This window comes from Streptomyces litmocidini, from assembly GCF_014649755.1.
GTDB lineage: Bacteria > Actinomycetota > Actinomycetes > Streptomycetales > Streptomycetaceae > Streptomyces > Streptomyces litmocidini.
Map to the genome: position 1 here is coordinate 11596 of NZ_BMTQ01000003.1, position 22866 is coordinate 34461.

Sequence of the window (22866 nt, forward strand, 5' to 3'; positions counted from 1 at the left end):
CGTGCGGGAGGGGGATGCGGACGCCGTGCCGCATCCCCCTCTCCCCCGCCCCGCTACGCGCCGCCCCGCGTGCCGCCGGGAGCGGGCAGGAAGCCCGTCTTCCCGAAGTACGTCAGATAGCGGAGCAGCACCTCGTCCGTCAGGGGCGGCAGGTCGACCCCGAGGTCCGCGAGGGCCGTGGCCGAGGCGCGGGAGTCGAAGCGCCGGGGAGCGCCGTGCGCGGTGAGGTGGCCGGCGCCGAGGAACAGCTGGGCGGCGTTGTCGTGACGGGCCGCCACGAGGGACGTCCACTCCTGCGCCGGCACCGTCCTGAGCGCGTACCCCATGCTCCGCGCCGCGGCGAACACCCGGTCCAGGCCCGGCGCGTCCGGGTGGGTCAGGTGGTACGCGTCCGGCCCCCGGCCCTTCCCGGCTGGAACGGTCGTCGCCAGGGCCACCACCGCGGCGCTGACGTAGTCCACCGGCACCCAGTCCGTCGAGCCGGGCGGCAGGTCCGGCACCGCCTCCGCCTGGAGGCAGCCCTTGATCAGACGCCACAGCAGGTCGCGGTCCTGGCAGGCCCCGGTGGCCGTGTCGCCGCTGATCCGGGCGGGGCGGTGGACGGTCACCGGCAGGCCCCGTTCCCGCGCCAGCCCCACCAGGCCCTCGGCCACCCATTTGCTCCGCGCGTACCCGTCGGGGAGGCGGTCCGCCGGTCCGGTGGGCGTCGACTCGGTGACGGTGGCCGGGGCGCCGGCCGGCGCGTACACGCTCGTCGTCGACACGTAGTGCAGGCCCGGGGCGTCGGAGTCGGCGAGCAGGCGCAGCAGTTCCTCGGTGCCGGAGACGTTGGCCGCCCGCAGGTCGCCGTACCCGGCGGCGAAGTTGACCGAGGCGCCGTTGTGCAGCACCGGGCCCAGGCGGCGCACCAGGGCGGACCGGGTCTCCGGTGCGAGCCCGAGGCCGGGGGCCGCCAGATCGCCGGGCACGGGCCGGACCAGGTGCTCGTAGCGCTCCCGCCACAGTCCGTACCGCTCCAGGTTGGCCCGCAGCCGCTCTCCCGCCTCCCGTTCGCCGGTGGCGCGGACCAGGCAGTCGACCGGGCCGTCCGTCGCCTCGATGAGGTCGCGCAGGAGGAAGGCCCCGAGGAAGCCGGACGCTCCGGTCAGCAGCGGCCGGGGGGACGGCCGGGACGGCCGTCGGGCGGCGTCCGCCCCGTCCACCGCACGGCCGGCGCCGGTGATGTCGGCGGCGAGCCGCACCTCGGCCGTCAGATCCACCGGTTCCGGCACGGCCGCCGCGGCGTCCGCCGGAGCGGCCAGCAGCGCGGCCACGCCCTCGGGCGTCGGGGCGGCGAACAGGGCCCGCAGCGACAGGCGCCTACCGCACCGCTCCTCGATCCGCTGCGCGAGCGTCACGGCGAGCAGCGAGTGTCCGCCGAGTGCGAAGAAGTCGTCGTCGACGCCCACGCGCGCCATCCCCAGCGTTTCCGCGAACACGGCGCACACCTGCCGTTCGCGCGCCGTGCGCGGCTCGCGGCCGTCGGCGTCCGGGCCGTTGCCGGGGGCGGTGCCCGGTGCGGGCAGGGCCCGGCGGTCGGTCTTGCCGTTGGGGGTCAGCGGCAGGGCGGCGAGTGGCACGTGGGCGGAGGGCACCATGTGCGCGGGCAGTACGGCGGCGAGCCGGGAGCGCACCTCGGCGCCGTCCGGGCCCGCCGTGCCGGGCGCCGCCACCGTGTACGCGACCAGCCTCCGGTCGCCCGGCCGGTCCTCCCGGACCGTCGCGCAGGCCGCCGCCACCCCGGGCAGCGCGGCCAGCGCCGCCTCGACCTCCCCCAGCTCGATCCGGAAGCCGCGCAGTTTGACCTGGTCGTCCGCCCGGCCGACGTACTCGATCTGTCCGCCGCGGGTCCACCGGACCAGGTCGCCGGTGCGGTACATGCGGCCGCCGGCCGGGTCGGCGGGGTCGGCCACGAAGCGGGACGCCGTCAGTCCCGGCCGGCCGTGGTAGCCGCGGGCCACTCCCTCGCCCGAGACGTACAACTCGCCGGTCACGCCGGGGGGCACGGGCCGCAGCCGGTCGTCGAGGACGCGGACCCGGGTGCCGTCGACGGGCACCCCGATGGGGACGGTACGGTCCGGTGCGTGGGGTCCCCGCGCGGGCAGGAAGCCGCTCATCGTGGCGCACACGGTGGTCTCCGTCGGCCCGTAGGCGTTGACCAGGAAGCGGTCCTCCGCCCACGTGCGCACCAGTGCCGGCGGGCACGCCTCGCCCGCCAGCACGATCGTGGTCCCGGCGGGCAGCGAGTCCGGCGGCATCACGGCCAGGGCGGCGGGCGGCAGGGTCAGGTGCGTGATGGCGTGCTCGCGGACCCGCGCGGCGAGGGCCGGGCCGGGCAGCAGCACGTCGCGCTCGTCGATCTCCAGGCAGGCCCCTGACAGCAGGGCCATGCACAGTTCCCAGAAGGCCGCGTCGAAGCTGATCGACGCCAGGTGCAGCACCCGGCTCTCCGGCGTGACGCGCAGCCGCCGTGCCTGCGTCCGGGCCATCGCCTCCACACCGCGGTGGGTGACGACGACGCCCTTGGGCCGGCCGGTGGAGCCCGAGGTGTAGATGACGTACGCGGGGTGGGCGGGGTCCGGGGTCTCGCCGCGGTGCTCGCCGTCCGGTCCGTTCGGCCGGCCGCCGGCCGTGGTCGGCGTCGGGGATCCGTCGCCCTCCTCGTCCGCTCCGGGGTACAGGTGCGGCGCGGGTGTTTCCGGCAGCGCGGTGTGCAGGCGGGGGGTGGTCAGGAGCAGGCGGGGCGCGGCGTCGGTGAGCATGTGGGCCAGGCGCTCCGCCGGATAGTCCGGGTCCAGCGGCAGGTAGGCCGCTCCCGCCTTCATCACCGCGAGCAGGGCGACGACCAGCTCGCGGTCGCGCGGCAGCGCCACGGCGACCCGGTCCTCGGGTCCGATGCCGCGCGCGGCCAGCCGGCGGGCGAGGGCGTCGGCGCGGGCGTCCAGCTCGCGGTAGGTCAGTGTCGTCGTGGCGTCGCGGACGGCGGGGGCGTCGGGGGCGCGCCGCACCTGGTGCGCGAAGAGCTCCGGCAGGCTGCGCCCCGGCGTTTCCCGCACCGGGCCCGTCTCCCATCGGGCGAGCCGCGTGCGCTCTTCGGCGCCGAGGACGTCGTAGGCGTGGAGCGGCAGCCCGGGATCGGCGACGACGGCGCCGATCAGCCGTCGCAGCCGCTCCGCCAGGGCCCGCACGGTCTCCGCGTCGAACAGCTCCTTCGCGTAGTCGACCGAGGCGTGCAGGACGTCGGGCGTTCCGTCGGGGGCGTACGACTCGGTGAAGGTGAACGACAGGTCGAACTTGCTGACCCCGAGGTCGGCGGGCAGCGCGTGCGCGGTGAGTCCCGGGAGGTCGACGGGCGCGGCCGGGGTGTGGTTCTGGAGCACCAGCATGGTCTGGAACAGGGGGTGGCGGTGCTGTGACCGTGCCGGGTTGAGGAGTTCCACCAGGCGCTCGAACGGCACGTCCTGGTGGGCGTACGCGCCCAGGTCGAAGTCGCGGACGCGCTCGAGGAGTTCGGTGAAGGTCGGGTCGCCGCTGAGGTCGGTCCGCAGCACCAGGGTGTTCACGAAGAAGCCGACCAGGTCGGTCGTGGCCTCGTCGGTGCGGCCCGCGACGGCGGTGCCCAGCGGGATGTCGTCGCCGGCTCCGTGCCGGGAGAGCAGCAGCGACAGCGCGGCCTGCAGCACCATGAAGACGCTGCACCCCCGGGCCCGGGCGAGGCCGGTGATCCCGCGGGCGGTCGCCGCGTCCAGTGCGAAGGAGTGGGTGGCGCCGTGGTGGCGGGGCACTGCGGGCCGGGGCCGGTCCCAGGGCAGTTCGATCTGCTCCGGCAGGTCGCCCAATGCCTGCTTCCAGAAGGAGAGTTGTTGCGCCATCAGGCTGTCGGGGTCGTGCTCGTCGCCGAGCAGTTCGTGCTGCCACAGGGTGTAGTCGCCGTAGTCGGCCGGCAGGGGTGCCCAGGTGGGCGCCGTGCCGGTGACGCGGGCCCGGTAGGCGGCCCCGAGGTCGCGGGCGAGCGGTGCCAGCGAGGAGCCGTCGGCGGCGATGTGGTGCACGACGAGGACGAGGACGTGGGACGCGTCGGTGATCCGCAGCAGCGTCGCCCGCAGCGGCAGCGTCCGTTCGATGTCGAGGGGTTCGGCGGACGTGGCGGCGATGCGGTCCGCCAGCTTGTCCTCGTCGACGGTGTCGAGGAGGAACGGCGGGTGCGCCTCCCCGGCCGCGAGGACCTGCTGCACCGGGCCTTCGGCGCCGGCCGGGAAGACGGTGCGCAGCGCCGCGTGCCGGTCGACGACGTCGGTGAGGGCCCGCCGCAGGGCCTCCGGGTCGAGGGACCCGTCGAGCCGCACCGCGAAGGGGATGTTGTAGGTCGCGGACGGGCCGTCGAGCCGGTGCAGGAACCACAGGCGGCGCTGGGCGTACGACAGCGGCAGCGCGTCCGGGTGGCGCCGGGGCGTCAGGGGCGGCCGGGCCGGCCGCCCCGCTCCTTCGAGCGCGGCGGCGAGCGCGGCGACCGTCGGGTTCTCGAACAGGGTGCGGATCTCCACCTCCGTGTCCAGGAGCGCCCGGATCCGTCCCACCAGCAAGGTCGCCAGCAGGGAGTGCCCGCCCAGGGCGAAGAAGTTGTCGTCGGCGGTGACCCGCGGCACGCCGAGGACATCGGCGAACAGGCCCGCGAGGATCTCTTCCCGGGCCCCGCGCGGCGCCCGGCCCCGTGCGCCGGACGGCGCCTCGGGCAGCGGCAGCGCCGTCCGGTCGAGCTTGCCGTTCGGCGTCAACGGCAGCGCCGCCAGCGGCTGTACGACCGAGGGAACCATGTACGCGGGGAGCCGGCGGCCCACGTGCGCGGTGAGGACGCCCGGGTCGGCCGTGCGGCCGGCGGCCGGTACGACGTAGGCCGTGAGCGTCCGGTCGCCGGGCAGGTCCTCGCGGACCAGGACGCACGCGGACCGCACCGACGGGTGGTCGCGCAGCACCGCCTCGATCTCGCCGGGCTCGATGCGGTGGCCCCGCAGCTTGATCTGCTGGTCGGCGCGCGCCACGTACACCAGGCGCCCGTCACCGCTCCAGCGCACCAGGTCGCCGGTCCGGTACATCCGCCCGCCGGAGGGGTCCGTGGGGTCGGCGACGAACCCGGCCGCCGTCTGCCCCGGCCGGCCCAGGTACCCGCGCGCCACTCCCGGGCCGGCCAGGTACAACTCCCCTTCGGCTCCCACCGGTACGGGGCGCAGCGCGGCGTCCAGGACGAGGACGCGCGTGCCGTCGAGCGGGCGGCCGATCGGCGGCACCCCGCCCGGGACGTCGTCCGGCCGCACCCGGTGCAGCGTGGCGAAGGTGGTGGCCTCGGTGGGTCCGTACGCGTTGAGCACCCGGGTGTCCGGGCAGGCGGCCGCGAGGCGTTGCAGCACGCCGGGAGCGGCGGCCTCGCCGCCCGCGGCGGCCAGCCGCAGTGTGCCCAGGGCGTCGGGATCGGTCTCGGCGAACACGTTGAACAGGGCCGTGGTGAGGAACGCCGCCGTCACGCCCTCACGGTCCACCAGGTCCCGGAGCACCGCCGGCTGCAGTGTCCCCTCCGGCGCCACCACGATCCGCCCACCGCGCAGCAGCGGCACCCACATCTCGAAGGTGGCCGCGTCGAAGACGTACGCCGAGTGCAGCAGCACCACGTCCGCGACACCGTCGTCCCACGTCCGGTCCGCCGCGAGTGCCGCCACGTCGCGGTGGCAGACGCCGACGGCCTTGGGCAGCCCGGTCGATCCGGAGGTGAACATCACGTACGCGAGACGGGCGCCGCCGGCGGGCGCGGGCAGTGGACCCGGGGCGGCCGCGCCGTCCCGGACCCGCCCCGCGCCGTCCACGGTCACCACCCGCACCTCGGCCCCCAGCTCCCGCAGCCAGGGATGCGTCCGGGTGGCCTCGTCGACGATCAGCAGCCGTGGCGCGGCGACGGCGGCCACCCGGGCCAGCCGTTCGGCGGGCCAGCGGGGGTCGAGCGGCACATAGGCGGCGCCGGCCCGCAGCACCCCCAGTGCGGCGGTGACCTGGGCGGCCGAGCGGCCCAGGAGGATGCCCACGCCTTCCTCGGCGGCCACGCCGAGGCCGGTCAGGGTGCCGGCCACCGCGTCGGCGAGGCGGCAGAGTTCCGCGTACGTCAGCCGCTCGCCGCCGCCGGACACCGCCACCGCGTCCGGGTGCCCGGCGGCCTGCCGGGCGACGGCCGCCGCCAGGTCGGTGGTGGCCCAGGCGGGCGGGAGCGCGGCGCCGCGCCCGCGTGTCAGGAGCTCCTGCCGTTCCCCGTCCAGCAGGACCGACAGGGTGTCCGCCGGCCGGTCCAGGCCGCCCTCGGACAGGGTGACCAGCAGCCGGCGCAGCCGCTCGACGATGCGGGCCACCCCGGTCCGGTCCAGGACGGCGGCCCGGAAGCCGAACGTGACCCGTAGCCGGTCACCGGGTGCGACGGTCAGGGTGAGCGGGTAGTGCGCCGCGTCCGTCCCCTCGACTCCGGTGACGGTGAGACCGGGCAGCCCCTGCCGGGCGGTGCTCAGGGCCTCCGCGTCCAGCGGGTAGTTCTCGAACACGAGCAGGCTGTCGAAGAGTTCGTCCAGATCGGTGACCTCGCGCAGCTCGGTCAGCCCCACGAACTGGCTGCCGAGCAGCCGCCCCTGTTCGTCCTGGAGCCGGGCCAGCAGCTCCCCCGTGGTCTCGCCGGGCAGCGTCCTGACCCGGACCGGGACGGTGTTGATGAACAGGCCCACCATCGACTCGGCCCCGGGCAGCTCCGGCGGGCGGCCGGACACGGTCGTGCCGAACACCACGTCGGTACGTCCGGTGAGCCGGGCGAGGAGCAGCCCCCAGGCGCCCTGCAGCAGGGTGTTCAGGGTGAGCCGGTGGTCGCGGGCGGTGGCCCGTAACCGCCGGGTGACGGCCTCGTCGAGCTCCAGGACCAGCGTCTCCGGCAGCGCGGCGCCCCCGGGCCGCGAGTCCTCCGTGTCCCCTCGCCCGGCGGGGTCCCGCGGGTCCGGCCGGGCGGCCGCCGGCCCGCCGCGCCCGGCGAGCAGCGTCGGCGCCTCCACCCCGGCGAGGGCGGTGCGCCAGACGTCCAGCGCGGCCGTCCGGTCCTGTCCGGCCAGCCAGGCCAGATAGTCGCGGTACGGGGTGGTCCTGGGCAGGGCGGCATCGTCGCCCCGGTGGGCGTACAGCGTGAACAGCTCACGTACCAGCAGCGGCATCGACCAGCCGTCGAGGAGGATGTGATGGCACGTCATCACCAGCCGGTACCGGGCCGGGCCGGTGCGCAGCAGGGCGAAACGCATCAGTGGCGGCGCGGTCAGGTCGAAGCGGCGCAGGCGGTCCTCGGCGAGGAAGTCCTGGAGGCGGTCCTCGGCCGTGCCGGCGCCGGGGGCGAGGCCGATGCCGGGCGGCGGGGTCAGGTCGTGCTCCGTCAGCGGCACGGACACCTCGGCGGCCACCACCTGCACCGGCTGGTCCAGCTCCTCGTGGAGGAAACCGGCCCGCAGGTTGGCGTGCCGGCGCAGCAGGGCCGCCACGGCCGCGCGCAGGGCCGGCAGGTCCACGGTGCCTTCGAGCGCGAAGACGAACTGCGTGGTGTAGACGTCCACGGCCGCGGAGTCGTACAGGGCGTGGAAGAGCATGCCCTCCTGCAGCGGCGTCAGCGGCAGTACGTCCTCCAGCTGGAACCCGGTCACTTGCGTCCACCCCACTTGGTCTTCAGTCGGTCGATCTGGGCCTGGTCGAGGGAGACCAGGGGAAGGTCGGACGGCGTCCAGCCGCCCGCGTCGGGCTGTTCGGCGTGTTCGGCGATCGCCCGCAGGGCCCGGCCGAACGCCTCGGCGAGCGCCGTGACCTCCGTCTCGGGGAGCAGTTCCGCGGGCCAGGTCCAGCGCGTCACGAGGCACGGTCCGCCGGGCCGGTCCTCCGTGTGGGCGTTGACGTCGAGGACGTGGTGGACGGGCATGCCGGGGTCCTGGACGGCGGGCGCCCCGCCGTCCAGCAGCACCTCCCAGTCGCTCGCGTCGCCACCGGGGCCGCCGTCCGGGCCGGCATGTCGTGCGGGGGCGGGGTACCGCCCCAGGTAGTTGAAGCCGATCTCGGGGGGCTCGGCCTCCTGGAGACGGACGCGGGCCACGGGGTCGAGCCACCGCAGCACGCCGTATCCGATGCCGTGGTCCGGCACGGCCCGCAGCTGCTCCTTGACCCGCTTGACGGCCCGGTCCACCAGCCCGCCGTCGAAGCGGCCGGGGTCCCGCGGGTCGAGCGGCCCGGGGTCCAGCAGCACCGGATACAGGCTGGTGAACCAGCCGACCGTCCGGGACAGGTCGACGTTCCCGGCGATCTGCTCGCGGCCGTGGCTCTCCAGGTCGATCCGCACACCGGCGTCCTCGGGACCGGGCGCGCCGAGTGCGCCGGCGGCGGGTCGGTCGCGCCGGCTGCGGACGGCCAGGGCCAGTGCGGTGAGCAGGACGTCGTCCACTCCGGCGTGGAAGGCCCGGGGGGCGGTGGTGAGCAGCGGCTGGGTCCAGGTGGCGTCCAGGCGGGTGGTGAGGGTGCGACAGCGGCCGGCGGTGTCCCGTTCCGGGTCGAGCGGCCGGCGCCCGAGCGGTGGCACCGTGCCCGCCGACATGTCCTCCCACAGCGGCAGTTCGGCCGCGCGGGTGCCGTCCTGGCCCTGCGTGGCGAGGAGTCTCGCCCAGCCCCGGTAGGAGGTGCGGACCGGCGGCAGGGCGGCAGTGGCGGGGGCGGCGCGGTCCGTGCCGGCGGGCCGTGAGCCGGTCGTGGCGCTCCAGGCCGTCGCCAGGTCCTCGGCGAGGATCCGCCAGGACACGGCGTCGACCGCGAGATGGTGGACGAGCAGCAGCAGCCGTCCGCGCGCACGCGGGCCGGCGTCCGCCCACACAGCCTCGAACACCCGGCCGTGCGCGGGCCGCAGCCGGTCCCGTGCCCGCTCCCCCGCCTCGGCGAGGGCGGCCCGGACGCGTTCCGCGTCCAGTCCGGCGACGTCGATCCGCGTGAAGCGCGCACCGACGTCGACCGCGCCCCGCGGCAGCGTTTCCGGCACCGTCCCGCCGCCCGCCGCGCGGCCGACGCGCAGCCGCAGCGTGTCGTGGTGGTCGACGAGCAGCTGGAGCGCGGCGACGAGGTCGTCCTGCGCGGCGCCGAGGGGCGTGCGCAGCACTCCGGACTGGTGGTAGCCGTCGGTGGGACCGGGCCGGTGGAGGAACCAGGCCGCGATGGGAGTGGGCGGCAGGGTGCCCACGCCGTCGTCGGCCGGTGCGGGGGCCTGTTCGTCGAGCTCGGTGGCCGCCGCGGCGACCGCCTCGGGCGTACGGTGCAGGAAGACGTCCTTGGGGGTGATGCCGAGGCCCTTCTCGCGCGCCCGGCTGACCAGCTGGATGGACAGGATGCTGTCGCCGCCGAGCGCGAAGAAGTCGTCGTCGCGCCGGGCCGCCGGGCCGCGCAGCACGGCCCCGTACAGGTCGCACAGGATCCGCTCCCGCGCGGTGCGCGGCGTCCCGTCGCCCGCACGGCCGCCCTCCGGCCCGGCCGGGGCGGGCAGGGCCCGCCGGTCCGTCTTGCCGTTGGGCAGCAGCGGCAGCGCGTCCATGCGGACGAAGACGGCGGGCACCATGAAGGCCGGCAGCAGCGCCGTCAGCCGCTCGCGCAGCGTGGCGTCGTCCGCTGTGGCGCCGCCGGGGCCGGCCGCGAGGTAGGCGATGAGTCGCTGCTCGCCCGGGCGGTCCTCGCGGACGAGCACACAGGCGGCGCCGACGCCGTCGAGGCCGGCGAGCGCGGCCTCGATCTCGCCCGGCTCGATGCGCAGGCCGTGCAGCTTGACCTGGTCGTCGGCGCGGGCCACGTACCGCAGCAGCCCGTCGGCCCGCTGCCGGACGAGGTCGCCCGTACGGTACATGCGCGCGCCGGCGGGTCCGAAGGGGTCGGCGACGAACCGGCCGGCCGTGAGCCCGGGGAGGTTCAGGTAGCCGCGGGCCAGGCCCTCCCCCGCCAGGTGCAGCTCGCCCGTCACGCCCGGCGGCACGGGCCGGAGCGCCGTGTCGAGGACGTGGGCGCGGAGGTTGTCGACGGTCCGGCCGATCGGCACGGACGCGTCGCCGGCGGATGCGCCCGCGCCGTCGGGGCCGCACACGCGGTGGCCGGTGGCGTCGATGGTCGCCTCGGTCGGCCCGTACAGGTTGTGCACCTCCACGCCCCATGTGCGGGCGGCCCGTTCGGCCAGCGCGGCGGTGAGCGGCTCGCCGCCGCACAGGACGGCGCGCAGCTCGGCCGGCGGCTCCTGGCCCTCGGTCTCGGTGAGGACGAGGGAGAGCAGCGACGGTACGAACTGGGCGACGGTCACTCCCGCCTGCCGCATCCGGGCCAGCAGCTCCGCCGGGTCCTGGTGGAGGGCCGGCGGTACGGGGCAGGTGGCGCCGCCGTGCAGCAGCGGCAGCCAGGTCTCCCACACGGAGGCGTCGAAGCTCGGCGAGGTGCGGGCGAGGATCCGGTCCGCACCGGTGAGCGCGAGGTGGTCCGCCAGCCAGGCCATGTGGTTGGTGAGGGCGGCATGGGTGACGACGACGCCCTTCGGGCGGCCGGTGGAACCGGAGGTGTGGAGCACGTACGCGGCGTCGAGGGGGTGCGGGCCGTCCGCGGCGGTCACGGCGCCGGCTGCCTCGGCCACCACGGCAGCGGGCGCCGTCCTCCTCACCGGTTCCCCGGCCGCTCCGACAAGGAGCACCGGGACCGCCGGCGCCGGCTCCGGCCAGGTGAACGGGCGCGCCTCGGGCGCGACCAGCAGGACGGGGCGGGCGTCGGCCAGGACGAGGGCGAGGCGGGCCGCCGGATATTCCGGGTCGACCGGGAGCCAGACCGCTCCCGCCTTGGCCACGGCCAGCATCGCCACGACCTGGGCGGCGGTGCCCGGCAGCGCGAGGGCCACCACGTCCCCGCGTCCCACGGCGCGGGCCCGCAGCTCACGGGCCAGCCCGTCGGACAGCCGGTCGAGTTCCGCGAAGGTCAGGTCCCGCTCGGCCGTCCGGACGGCGACGGCACCGGGGGTGCGGTCGCGCTGCGCGCGGAACGCCTCGGGCAGGGTCCGGGCGGGCAGCGGCCGTTCGGGGCCGTGGCCGGCCCGGAGCAGCTCCGTCCGCTCGTCGGCCGTCAGGACCGGCACGTCCCGGACGCGGCGGCCGGGATCGGCGGCGAGCGTGCCGAGCAGCCGGCTCAGCCGCGCCGCCAGCGCCTGCGCGGTGGTGGGGTCGAACAGGTCGGTGGAGAACTCGAGGACGCCGTCGAGGCCGTCGGGCCGTCCCGTCTCGTCCCGGCGCTCCGTGAACGTGAACGTGAGGTCGAACTTGCTGATGCCGGTGCGCACCGGCACGTCGCGGACGGTGAGACCGGGCAGCTCGACGGACGCCTCGGCCTGGTTCTGGAGCACCAGCATGGTCTGGAACAGCGGGTGGCGGTTCTGCACCCGGGCCGGGTCCAGCGCGTCGACCAGCCGCTCGAACGGCACGTCCTGGTGCGCGTACGCCGCCAGGTCGAAGTCCCGCACCCGGTCGAGGACCTCGGTGAAGGCGGGGTTTCCGCTCAGATCGGTGCGCAGGACCAGGGTGTTGACGAAGAAGCCGACCAGGTCGTCCAGGGCCTCGTCGGTGCGGCCCGCGACGGGCGTGCCGAGCGGGATGTCCTCGCCCGCGCCGTGTGCGGCCAGCAGCACCGCCAGCCCGGCCTGGAGCACCATGAAGAGGCTGCACCCGCGGGCCCGGGCCAGATCGGCCAGCGCCCGGTGCGTGGCGGCGTCCACCGGGAAGGCGAAGGCGTCGCCCCGGTGGGTGGCGACCGCGGGCCGCGGCCGGTCCCACGGCAGGTCCAGTAGATCGGGCAGCCCGTCGAGGGCGGTCTTCCAGAACTCCAGCTGCCGGGCCGCCGTACCGGCCGGATCGTCCTCGTCACCGAGGAGCGCGCGCTGCCACAGGGTGTAGTCCGCGTACTGGACGGGAAGGGCGGTCCAGCCGGGTTCCTCGTCGGCCGTCCGCGCCCGGTAGGCCCGGCCGAGGTCGCGGGCGAGCGGCGCCAGCGACCAGCCGTCGCCCGCGATGTGGTGCACGAGCAGCATCAGGACATGGGACTCGGGTGCGAGGCGCAGCAGCCGGGCCCGTACGGGCCGTTCGGTGCTCACGTCGAAGGCGTACGCGGTCTCGGCGGTCAGCACGGCGTCGAGGCGGTCCGGTGCGACGTCCCGCGGCGTGAGGTCGAGGTCGGCGCCCGCCGTGTCCAGCACCAGCTGCCGGGGCACGCCCCCGCTGTCGGGGAACACGGTGCGCAGGCTTTCGTGGCGCTCCACCACGTCCGCGAGGGCGCGGGCGAGGGCCTCGGTGTCGAGCGGGCCGTCCAGCCGCAGCACCAGGGGGACGTTGTACGTGGCCGAGGGTCCTTCGAAGCGGTTGAGGAACCACAGGCGCTGCTGCGCCGGGGACGGCGGCAGCGGATCGGGCCGCCGTTCCACCCGCGTCGGCCGGGGCCGGGCGGTCCCGGCTCCCTCCAGCGCGGCCGCGAGCGCGGCCGGGGTCGGATGCTCGAAGACGAGCCGGACCTCCGCCTCCACGCCGAGGGCGGTGCGCAGCCGGGCCGCGAGCCGGGTGGCGAGCAGGGAGTGCCCGCCCAGCGCGAAGAAGTCGTCGTCCGGGCCCACGCTCCCCCGGCCGAGGAGAGCGGCGAACAGGCCGCGGACGATCTCCTCGCGGGCGGTGCGCGGGGCCCGGCCGGGCCCCGGGGCGTCGTACGCGGGCAGGGGCAGCGCCGCGCGGTCCACCTTCCCGTTCGGGTTCAGCGGCAGCGCCTCCAGCGGCACCACCGCGGCGGGCACCATGTACACGGGGAGCACCCGTCCGACGGCGCGGGCCAGTTCGGCGGGATCGGGACGGGCGCCGGCGTTCGGCACCACGTACGCGACGAGCCGCCGGTCGCCGGGCACGTCCTCGCGCACCAGGGCGAAGGCGTCCGCCACTTCGGCGCGGCCCGCGAGGACGCTCTCGATCTCACCGAGTTCGATGCGGTAGCCGCGCAGCTTGACCTGTCCGTCGGCGCGTCCGACGTAGGCGAGGTGTCCGTGGGGCGTCCAGCGCACGAGGTCGCCGGTGCGGTACATCCGCCCACCGGCCGGATCGGACGGGTCGGCGACGAACCGCGCGGCGGTCGCCCCGGGGCGGCCCGTGTAGCCACGGGCGACGCCGTGCCCCGCCAGGTAGAGCTCTCCGACCACTCCGGGCGGCACCGGGTTCAGCGCCTCGTCGAGGACCTGGACCCGCATGCCGTCCAGGGGGCGGCCGATCGGCGGCGGGCCGGCCGGAAGCTCGGCGGTGACGAGGTGGCGGGTGGCGAAGGTGGTGGTCTCGGTGGGGCCGTAGACGTGCAGGACCCGCGTGCCGGGTGCGTGGGCGGCGACCCGCTGCATGGCGTCGGGCGAGGCGAGTTCGCCGCCCGCGCACACCAGGCGCAGCCCGGCGTAGGCGTCCGCTCCGGTCTCGGCGATCACGTTGAACAGCGCGGTCGTCAGGAACACGGCGGTCACCCCGTGCCGGCGGACGGCCTCTTGGAGGGTGTGGGCCTCCAGGACCCCGTCGGGGGCGACGACGACGCGTCCGCCGCCCAGCAGCGGCGCCCACATCTCGAAGGTGGAGGCGTCGAAGACGTACGCGGAGTGCAGGAGCACCGCGTCGACCGTGCCGTCCGCCCAGGCGGAGTCCGCCGCGAGGGCGGCCACGTCGGCGTGGCTGACGCCCACGCCCTTGGGCAGACCGGTGGAGCCCGAGGTGAACATGACGTACGCGAGGGAGTCCGGACCGGGCACGCGGTCGACGGCGGGCGGGCCGGACTGCGCCGGGCGGCCGGGGCCGACGGCCCCGCCGGAGGAGGTCTCCGCGCGGCCGTCGGCCGTGTCCGCGTCCTCGCCGTCGTCCGCTCCCGCCGGCACCTGCCGCAGCAGCCGCCCGATGCGGTCCACCACCAGGACGGGGATCCGTCCGGCCCGCTCGGTGACCCAGGAGGTGGTGAGGGCGGCCTCGTCGACGACCAGCAGGCGGAGGTCCGCCACGGCGGCGACCCGGTCCAGCCGTTCCGCGGGCCAGCGCGGGTCGAGCGGCACGTAGGCGGCTGCCGCGCGCACGGTGCCGAGGGAGGCGGTGATCACCGCGGGGGCCCGGCTCAGCAGGACCCCGACGGTGCGTTCGGGTCCGGCGCCGAGACCGGCGAGGGCCTCGGCGAGGCCGGCGGAGAGACGGTCGAGCTCCGCGTACGACAGGTCCGTGTCGCCGTCGGTGACGGCCACCGCGTCCGGGGCGCGCCCGGCCTGCCGGGCGAAGAGCGCGGGCAGCGTGCGGTCCCCGGAGTCCCCGTCCGCCGGCAGGGGCCGGCCCGCGCCCCAGCGCCGTACGAGGGCGTGTTCGCCTGCTGTCAGCAGATCGTGGCCGCCCACGGGCCGGTCGGGCTCGGCGGCCACCCGGTCGAGCAGCCGGAGGAGCCGGGCCGCGAGGGCCTCGACGGTGCCTCGGTCGAACAGCGCAGTGGCGTACTCGATGCCGGCGGACAGGCCACCGCCGGCCCGGTCCTCGGTGAAGGCGAAGGTCAGGTCGAACTTGCTCAGTCCGTTGTGCACGAGCCGGTCCTCGACGTCGAGGCCCGGCAGGTCGGGGCGGGCGGGCACCTGGTTCTGCAGCACCACCATGGTCTGGAACAGCGGGTGGTGGTCCCGTGCCCGGGACGGGTTCAGGGCTTCCACCAGTCGTTCGAAGGGCACGTCCTGGTGGGCGTAGGCGGCGAGGTCGAAGTCCCGGACCCGGTGCAGCAGTTCGCGGAAGGTCGGGTTGCCGGAGAGGTCGGTGCGCAGCACGAGCGTGTTGACGAAGAAGCCGACCAGGTCCTCCAGCGCCTCGTCCGTGCGGCCGGCGACGGGCGTGCCCAGCGGGATGTCGTCGCCGGCGCCGTGCCGGTGCAGCAGGGCGGCCACGGCCGCCTGGAGGACCATGAACAGACTGCTGCCGGACGCGCGGGCCAGCTCCACGAGCCGGGCGTGCAGGGCCGGCGGCAGGTCGAAGGGGACCACCGCGCCGCGCGGGTCGGTGACGGCCGGACGCGGCCGGTCCAGCGGCAGGTCGATCAGACCGGGCAGTCCGGCGAGCGCGGTGCGCCAGTGGTCCAGCTGCTCGCGTACCAGGCCGCCCTTCTCGCCGTCCTCGCCGAGGAGCGCGTGCTGCCACAGGGCGTAGTCGGCGTACTGGAGACCACTGCCCGGCGCGGGGGCCCGCCCGGCCAGCCGGGCCCGGTAGGCGTCGCCGAGGTGCCGGGCCAGCGGCCCGAGGGACCAGCCGTCCCCGGCGACGTGGTGCAGCACCAGGACCAGGACGTGGTGTTCGGGGGCGCACCGCAGCAGCCGGGCCCGCAGCGGTGGATCGGTGAGCACGTCGAACGGTTTGCGGGCCGCGGCCAGGACGGCGGCCTCCAGGTCCGCCGGCGCGGTGCTCTCGACGGCCGGGCGGGGCGCGGCGGCCGCCGTGGGCAGCACGACCTGGTGCGGGACGCCGTCCCGCTCGGGGAACACGGTGCGCAGGGCCTCGTGCCGCTCCACGACATCCGCCAGTGCGGCGACCAGGACGTCCGGCTCCAGCGGTCCGCGCAGTTCGAGGACGAGCGGGATGTTGTACGAGGAGCTCGGCCCTTCCAGCCGGTTGAGGAACCACAGGCGCTGCTGCGCGAAGGACAGCGGCAGCGGATCGGGCCGCCGGGCGGCACGGGTCACCGGGGGCCGCGTCCGGGCCGCGGGATCCAGCGCCCGCGCGAGTCCGGCGGGGGTGGGGTGCTCGAAGAGGGTTCGTACGGAGAGGTCGGCGCCCAGCACGGCGCGGACGCGGCTGATCACGCGCATGGCGAGCAGCGAGTGGCCGCCCAGGTCGAAGAAGTCGTCGTGCGGACCGACTTCGGGGAGCTCCAGGACGTCGGCGAGGATTCCGGCGACGACCTCCTCGCGGGCGTCGCGCGGCCCGGCCGCGCCGCGCACCGGACCGGAGCCGGCCGCCGGCGCGGGCAGGGCGCGCCGGTCCACCTTGCCGTTGGGCAGCAGCGGGAGGGCGTCGAGGACGACGACCGCGTCGGGCACGAGATGGTGCGGGAGCGTGCGCGCGAGCACGTCGCGCAGCGCGGCGCTGACGGGCGCGGGCCCCTCGGAGGCGTCGACCCCGGGCGCACCGGACGCGGGCGCACCGGACGCGGGCGTGTCCGCTCCGGGCGCGCCCGCCCCGAGCGCACGGGACGCGGCCGCGCCGGACACGGGTCCGCCCGTGACGGCGTACGCGACGAGCCGGCGCCGTTCGGGCGCGTCCTCGCGGACCACGGCGCACGCCGCCGTGACGCCCGGCAGGGCCCGGAGCGCCGCCGCCACCTCACCGGGTTCGACGCGGAAGCCACGGAGCTTGACCTGGTCGTCGGCCCGGGCGACGTGGGTGAGCAGTCCGTCGCGGTCCTGGCGGACCAGGTCGCCGGTGCGGTACATGCGGGTGCCGGGCGCCTCGAACGGGTCGGCGACGAAGCGCTCGGCGGTGAGGCCGGGGCGGTCGAGGTAGCCGTGGGCCAGGTTGGCTCCCGACAGGTACAGCTCGCCCGTCACGCCCGGCGGCACGGGCCTCAGCCGGTCGTCGAGGACGTAGACGCGCATGCCGTCGACGGGCCGCCCGATCGGCGCGGACCCGCCACTGCCGGCCGCGGCCTCGCCTTCGGGCCCGCGCACCCGGTGGGCCGTCGCGTCGATGGTGGCCTCAGTGGGCCCGTACAGGTTGTGGACCTCGGCGTGCCACCGTACGGCCGTCTCGTCGGCGAGATCGCGCGGCAGCGCCTCGCCTCCGCACAGGACGGCGCGGAGGGCGGCCGGCGGGGCGGCGTCCGGCTCCTCGGCGAGGACGAGCGCCAGGTGCGAGGGGACGAACTGGGCGACCGTGACGTCGAAGCGGCGCATCCAGGACACCAGGGCGCGTGGATCGCGGTTGGCGTCGGGCGGCAGCACACAGACCTGGGCGCCGCGGGTCAACGGCAGCCACCACTCCCACACCGAGGCGTCGAAACTGGTCGACGTCCGCGCCAGCACCCGGTCCTCGGGGGTGAGGTCCAGGTGGCGGGCCAGCCAGTCCGTGTGCCCGGCCAGGGCGCCGTGCGGGACCACCACGCCCTTGGGGCGGCCGGTGGACCCGGAGGTGTAGACGACGTACGCGGCCTCCGCGGGAAGCGGTGTCCGGTGGCCGGTCTCCGCGGCCCCGGTCCGGGCCCCGGCCGGCGCCTGCGCGAGGGCGGCGCCGACGGGGAGCCGGGGAACGCCCGCGTCGGGCAGGTCGTCGGGGACGCCGTCGCCGGTCAGCAGCAGGACGGGCCGCGCGTCTTCGAGCATCTGCCGGACGCGGGCGGGCGGGTAGCCGGGGTCGACCGGGACGTAGGCGGCGCCGGCCCGCAGCACCGCGAGGAAGGCGACCGCGGTGTCGACCGACGCGGGCACCGCCAGTGCCACCCGGGTGTCCGGGCCGGCACCGCGCGCCCGCAGGACGGCGGCCAGGGCGTCGGCGCGGGCGTCAAGACCGGCGTACGTGAGGGCGGTCCGTCCGTCGCGCACGGCCACCGCGTCGGGCGTGCGGGCGGCCCACTCCCGTACCGCTTCCGGGACGGGAGGGAGCGGCCGCGTGAGCGGGGCGCCGCGGCCGCTGTCCAGAAGCTCCGTCCGTTCGGCGGACGTGAGGGGGTCGAGGTCGCCGATGTGCCGGTCGGGTGCGTCGACGGCCCGCGCGAGGATCCGGGCGAACCGCTCGGCCAGGGCGCGGGCGGTCGCCTCGTCGAACAGGTCGGTGGCGTACTCCAGGTGACCGCCCAGCCGGACGTCACCGCTCCGCTCGCCGTCCCCGGAGCCGGCTCCGACCCCGGTTCCGTCCCCGGCTCCGACCCCGGTTCTGTCCCCGGCTCCGGCTCCGACCCCTGACCTGTCGGGGACCTCGATCAGCGAGAACGTGAGGTCGAACTTGCTGATCCCGGTGTGCCGGGACCGGTCCCGGACGGTGATGCCGGGCAGGGCGAGTTCCGCCCGCCCCTGGTTCTGCACCACCAGCATGGTCTGGAACAGCGGATGGTGGCCGCCGGACCGCTCGGGGTTCAGCTCCTCCACCAGCCGTTCGAACGGCAGGTCGGCGTGGTCGAAGGCCGCCAGGTCGAAGGCGGCGACCCGGGCGAGCAGGTCGCGGAAGGTGGGGTCGCCCGACAGGTCCGTGCGGAGCACCACCGTGTTGACGAAGAAGCCGATGAGGTCGTCCAGGGCCTCGTCGCTCCGGCCGGCCACGGCGGTGCCCAACGGGATGTCGTCGCCGGCTCCGTGCGTCCGGAGGGTCACCGCCAGGGCGGCCTGGAGCACCATGAACGGGGTGCACCCCGCGTCCCGGGCCAGTCGTCGCAGACGCCCGTAGGTGTCGCCGTCCAGCGCGAAGGGAACGGCGGCGCCGCGGTGGCTGGGCACCGCCGGGCGCGGCCGGTCGTACGGCAGGTCGAGCCGGCCGGGAGCGCCGTCCAGCGCCTTCCTCCAGTGGTCGAGCCGGCGCGCCTCGAGACCGTCCGGCGCGTCGCCATCCCCGTCGCCATCGCCGTCGCCGTCGCCGAGCAGTTCCCGCTGCCACAGCGTGTAGTCGGCGTACTGGACGGGCAGTTCCGGCCAATCGGGCGCGTCGCCGGTCGTCCGGGCGCGGTAGGCGGCGCCGAGGTCGCGGCAGAGCGGGGCGAGCGACCAGCCGTCGGCGGCCACGTGGTGCAGCACGAGGACCAGGACGTGCCGGTCCGGGCCGGTCACGAGCAGGCGCGCGCGGACGGCGACGTCGGTGGCGAGGTCGAAGGGCGCGGCGGCCAGCTCTCGCGCCGTGCGCTCCGCCCACGCCGCGGCCGGTTCTCCGGCCGGCGGCCGTTCGACCGGCAGGGGGACGAGGGAGGCGGCCGCCGTGGCGGGACGGATCACCTGGTGGGGCACGCCGTCGTGGTCGGCGAGCACCGTGCGCAGGCTCTCGTGGCGGGCCACCACGTCCTCCAGGGCGCCGCGCAGCGCTTCGGTGTCCAGGGGTCCTTCGAGGTCGAGGACGAGCGGCACGTTGTAGGCGTCGCTCGCTTCCTCGGTCCGGTTGAGGAACCACAGCCGGCGCTGGGCGAAGGACGTGGGGACGGGGTCGGGCCGGTGGCGCGGCAGGACGGGCGGCCGGGCGGTCCCGGCGGCGGCGAGGACGCCGGCGAGGGAGGCGACGGTGGGGTGCTCGAACAGCTCCCGCAGCCCGATCTCCCCGCCGGTGGCGGTCCGGACGCGGGCCAGGAGGCGGGCGGCGAGCAGCGAATGCCCGCCGAGGGCGAAGAAGTCGTCGTCGACGCCGACCTCGGGCACTGCGAGGACATCGGCGAAGAGGCCCGCGAGGAGTTCCTCGTGCGGGGTGCGCGGCGGCCGGGTGTCGGTGACGCGGATCCGGGGCGCGGGCAGCGCCGCCCGGTCCACCTTGCCGTTGGCGTTCAGCGGCAGGGCGTCGAGGACGACGAACGCGGACGGCACCATGTACGCGGGCAGGGCGCGGCCCACCCGCTGGGCGAGGGCGGCCTCGTCCGGGCGGGAGCCGGGCGCCGGCACGACGTAGGCGACCAGTCGGCGGTCGCCCGGGACGTCCTCGCGCACCAGCACCCGGGCGCCGCGGACGGCGGGGTCGCCGAGGAGTACGTTCTCGGTCTCGGCCGGTTCGATGCGGAAGCCGCGGAGCTTGATCTGCCCGTCGGCGCGTCCGACGTACTCGACGTCGCCGTCCGCCGTCCAGCGCACCAGGTCGCCGGTGCGGTACATCCGGCCGCCGACCGGATCGTAGGGGTCCGCGACGAAGCGGGACGCGGTCGCCGCCGGGCGGCCCTGGTAGCCGCGGGCCACACCGGCACCGCTCACGTACAGCTCGCCCACCGCGCCGGGCGGCACGAGGGCGAGGGAGGCGTCGAGCACGTACAGCCGGGTGCCGTCGAGGGGCCGGCCGACGGGCGGGACGCCGCCGGCTCCGGCGGGGACGGGGTGCCGGGCGGCGAACGTGGTGGTCTCGGTGGGGCCGTAGACGTGCAGGACGCGGGTGTCGGGCGCGCCGGCCGCGACGCGGCCCATGAGGCCCGGAGCCGCCGCCTCGCCGCCCGCCGCGACCAGGCGCAGTCCGGCGAAGGACGCCGGGTCGGTCTCGGCCAGGAGGTTGAACAGGGCGGTGGTCAGGAACAGTGCCGTGACGCCTTCGCGGGCCGTGACCTCCCGAAGCGTGCGCGCCTCCAGGACTCCCGGGGGCGCCACGACCACCCGGCCGCCGCGCAGGAGCGGCACCCACATCTCGAAGGTGGAGGCGTCGAACACGTATGCCGAGTGCATCAGGACCGCGTCGCAGGCCCCGTCGGACCAGGCACTGTCGGCCGCGAGCGCCAGCACGTCGGCGTGCCGGACGCCGACGCCCTTCGGCAGCCCCGTAGAGCCTGAGGTGAACATGACATATGCGAGCCGGTCGGAGTGGACGGCCGGGGGCAGGACGCCCGACCGGCCGGGGCCACCGCGCACGATCGCGCCCCGCGCGTCGACCACCAGCACCGGCAGTGCGGCGGCCGCCCGCTCGACCCAGGCCGCCGCGGCGGTCTCCTCGTCGACGACCAGGGCGCGCACCCGGGCGATGCCGGCCACCCGGTCGAGCCGTTCCGCCGGCCAGGAGGCGTCCATCGGCACGTACGCGGCGCCCGCGCCCACGATGCCGAGCGAGGCCACCACCACGGCTGCCGAACGCCCGAGGAGCACCCCCACCCCGTCCTCCGGGGCGAGGCCCCAGCCGGTCAGGGCGCGACCCAGGTCCTCGGCGGCGCCCGCGAGCCGGTGGTACGAGAGGGTGGCGCCCGCGGCGACGACGGCGGGCGCGTCGGGTGTGCGGCGCACCTGGGCGGCGAACGCCTCCGGCAGGCTCGTCGCGGTCACTCCCCCGGGCAGGGCGGTTCCGCGGCCCCGGTCGAGCAGCGCCTCGGCGGCGTCCGGCCCGAGAGAGCGCACGGCGCTCAGCGGGGTGTCGGGGGCGGCGGCCGAGAGGGCCGCCAGGAAGGACACCGCCGCCTGCTGGTGCAGCCGCACGTCGTCGGGGTGGTAGAGCTCGGGATTGGTGTCGAAGCCGACCAACGGTCCCGTACCCTCGGCCCGTTCGGAGACGAAGAGGGACACGTCGTCGACGGGGCCGATGGACAGCAGCCGCGAGGTCGCGGGGCTGCCGGCGAAGTCCAGGGCGTAGTCGTAACCCATGACGTTGACGACGACGTCGGTCAGCCGCGGCGCGTCGCCGGCCCGCTTCAGCTCGCGGGCCAGCTGCTCCCGGGAGAACCTGCGGTGCCGCAGGGCTCCGCGCATCTCGGTGGCGACCGCCCGGACGAGTGCGGCGACGGACATGGCGGGGTCGACGGTCAGCCGTAGCGGCAGGATCGTGGACGTCATGCCGACGACGTGCCGGAGCGCCCCGGGGCGGCCGTGCGAGGCCAGCCCCACGCAGACCTCGTGACGGCCGGTGGCGCGGGCCGTGTGGGCGGCGACCGCCGCGACGAGGACGGCGCTCCAGGTGGTACGGGCGGCCGCGCCGAGCCGCCGCAGACCGTCCAGGACGCCGAGGGGAAGGGTCTCGCCGGTGTGCAGGGCGAGATCGCCCGCGGCCGGGCGCGCGCCGGACGCGGGGGCATCGGTCCGTCGCCGCACGAGCGCTCCGGCTCCGCTCGCGGCGGGGCCGTCGCCGTGGCCGGAGGTCAAGTCGGTGAACCGTCCGGTCCAGTAGGCGTGGTCGGCTTCGAGCCGGTCGGACGCGCGGTAGGCGGCCTCGTCGGCGACGAGGTCGCGCAGCGGACCGGTGGGCGGGGCCACGGCCGCCAGGTCCTCGCCACGCGTCACCCGCGTGTAGAGGTCCGCAACGGTCCGGGCGAAGAGGGCTCCGCCGAGACCGTCGACGGCTATGTGGTGGTAGCGGACGTACCAGTAGTGCAGGCGGGGACCGAGCCGCAGCAGGGCGAAATGGTGCCGGGGGGCGTCGAGCCGGTCCACGGTGGCCATGTCGTCCGCCATGTACCGCTCCGCCGCGGCGACGGGGTCGTCGGCGCCCGTGAGATCGACCCGGTGCAGCCGGTCCCGCACGGCGGCCGGGCGGTCGACGCGCTGTCGGACCGTCCCGTCCACGGTCACGAAGACGGTGTGGAGGCTGTCGCAGAGGTGGACCGCCCGGTTGAGGGCGACGGCGAATAATCTCTCGTCGAGTCCGCCACGTATCTCCAGGCATTCCCCGATGTTGTATTTCGGACTGTCCGGATCCATCAGCTGCCCGTACCACACGCCCTGTTGCGCGGTGGTCAGTTCGAGCAGTTCCGTGGAATTCGAGTCCGGGCGGGGGAGGTTTTCCTGCATGCCGGTCCACACCTTTGGGGATAGATTTCGGGGACGGTGAGGGAAAGAAGGCGCGAAGGGAACGCGAACGGCCGCGCACGGGAAGGGCGGCAGTCCGGTACGGCGACGCGGAGCGGTGAACGGGCGCGCGGGCGGGAGCGGACACGTCCGTGCACGCGCGGGGCGAAGCGCGCCGGGCGCGGGTCGCGTCGTCGGCACGTGAGGAGGGCACGGGCGGGGACGCCCGTCCGGGGACGGCGGCACGGCCGCCGCCGCGCGAGCCGTCGTGAACGCCCACCGGTCGGCGCGGACCGATCCGCCCTCGTACGGAGCCGGCGCCGGGAGTCGCCGTG

Annotated in this window: 2 protein-coding genes; both read right to left on the reverse strand. The window is 76.4% G+C overall.

The window, feature by feature from the left end:
- Positions 1-53: 53 nt before the first annotated feature.
- On the reverse strand, positions 54-7742 hold the full coding sequence (locus tag IE180_RS06670) for a non-ribosomal peptide synthetase (protein WP_190155839.1): 7689 nt from the start codon (positions 7740-7742) through the stop codon (positions 54-56).
- On the reverse strand, positions 7739-22534 hold the full coding sequence (locus IE180_RS06675; RefSeq protein WP_190155840.1) for a non-ribosomal peptide synthetase: 14796 nt from the start codon (positions 22532-22534) through the stop codon (positions 7739-7741). Before IE180_RS06675 ends, IE180_RS06670 begins: the two co-directional genes overlap by 4 nt.
- Between the last annotated feature and the right edge of the window lie 332 nt (positions 22535-22866).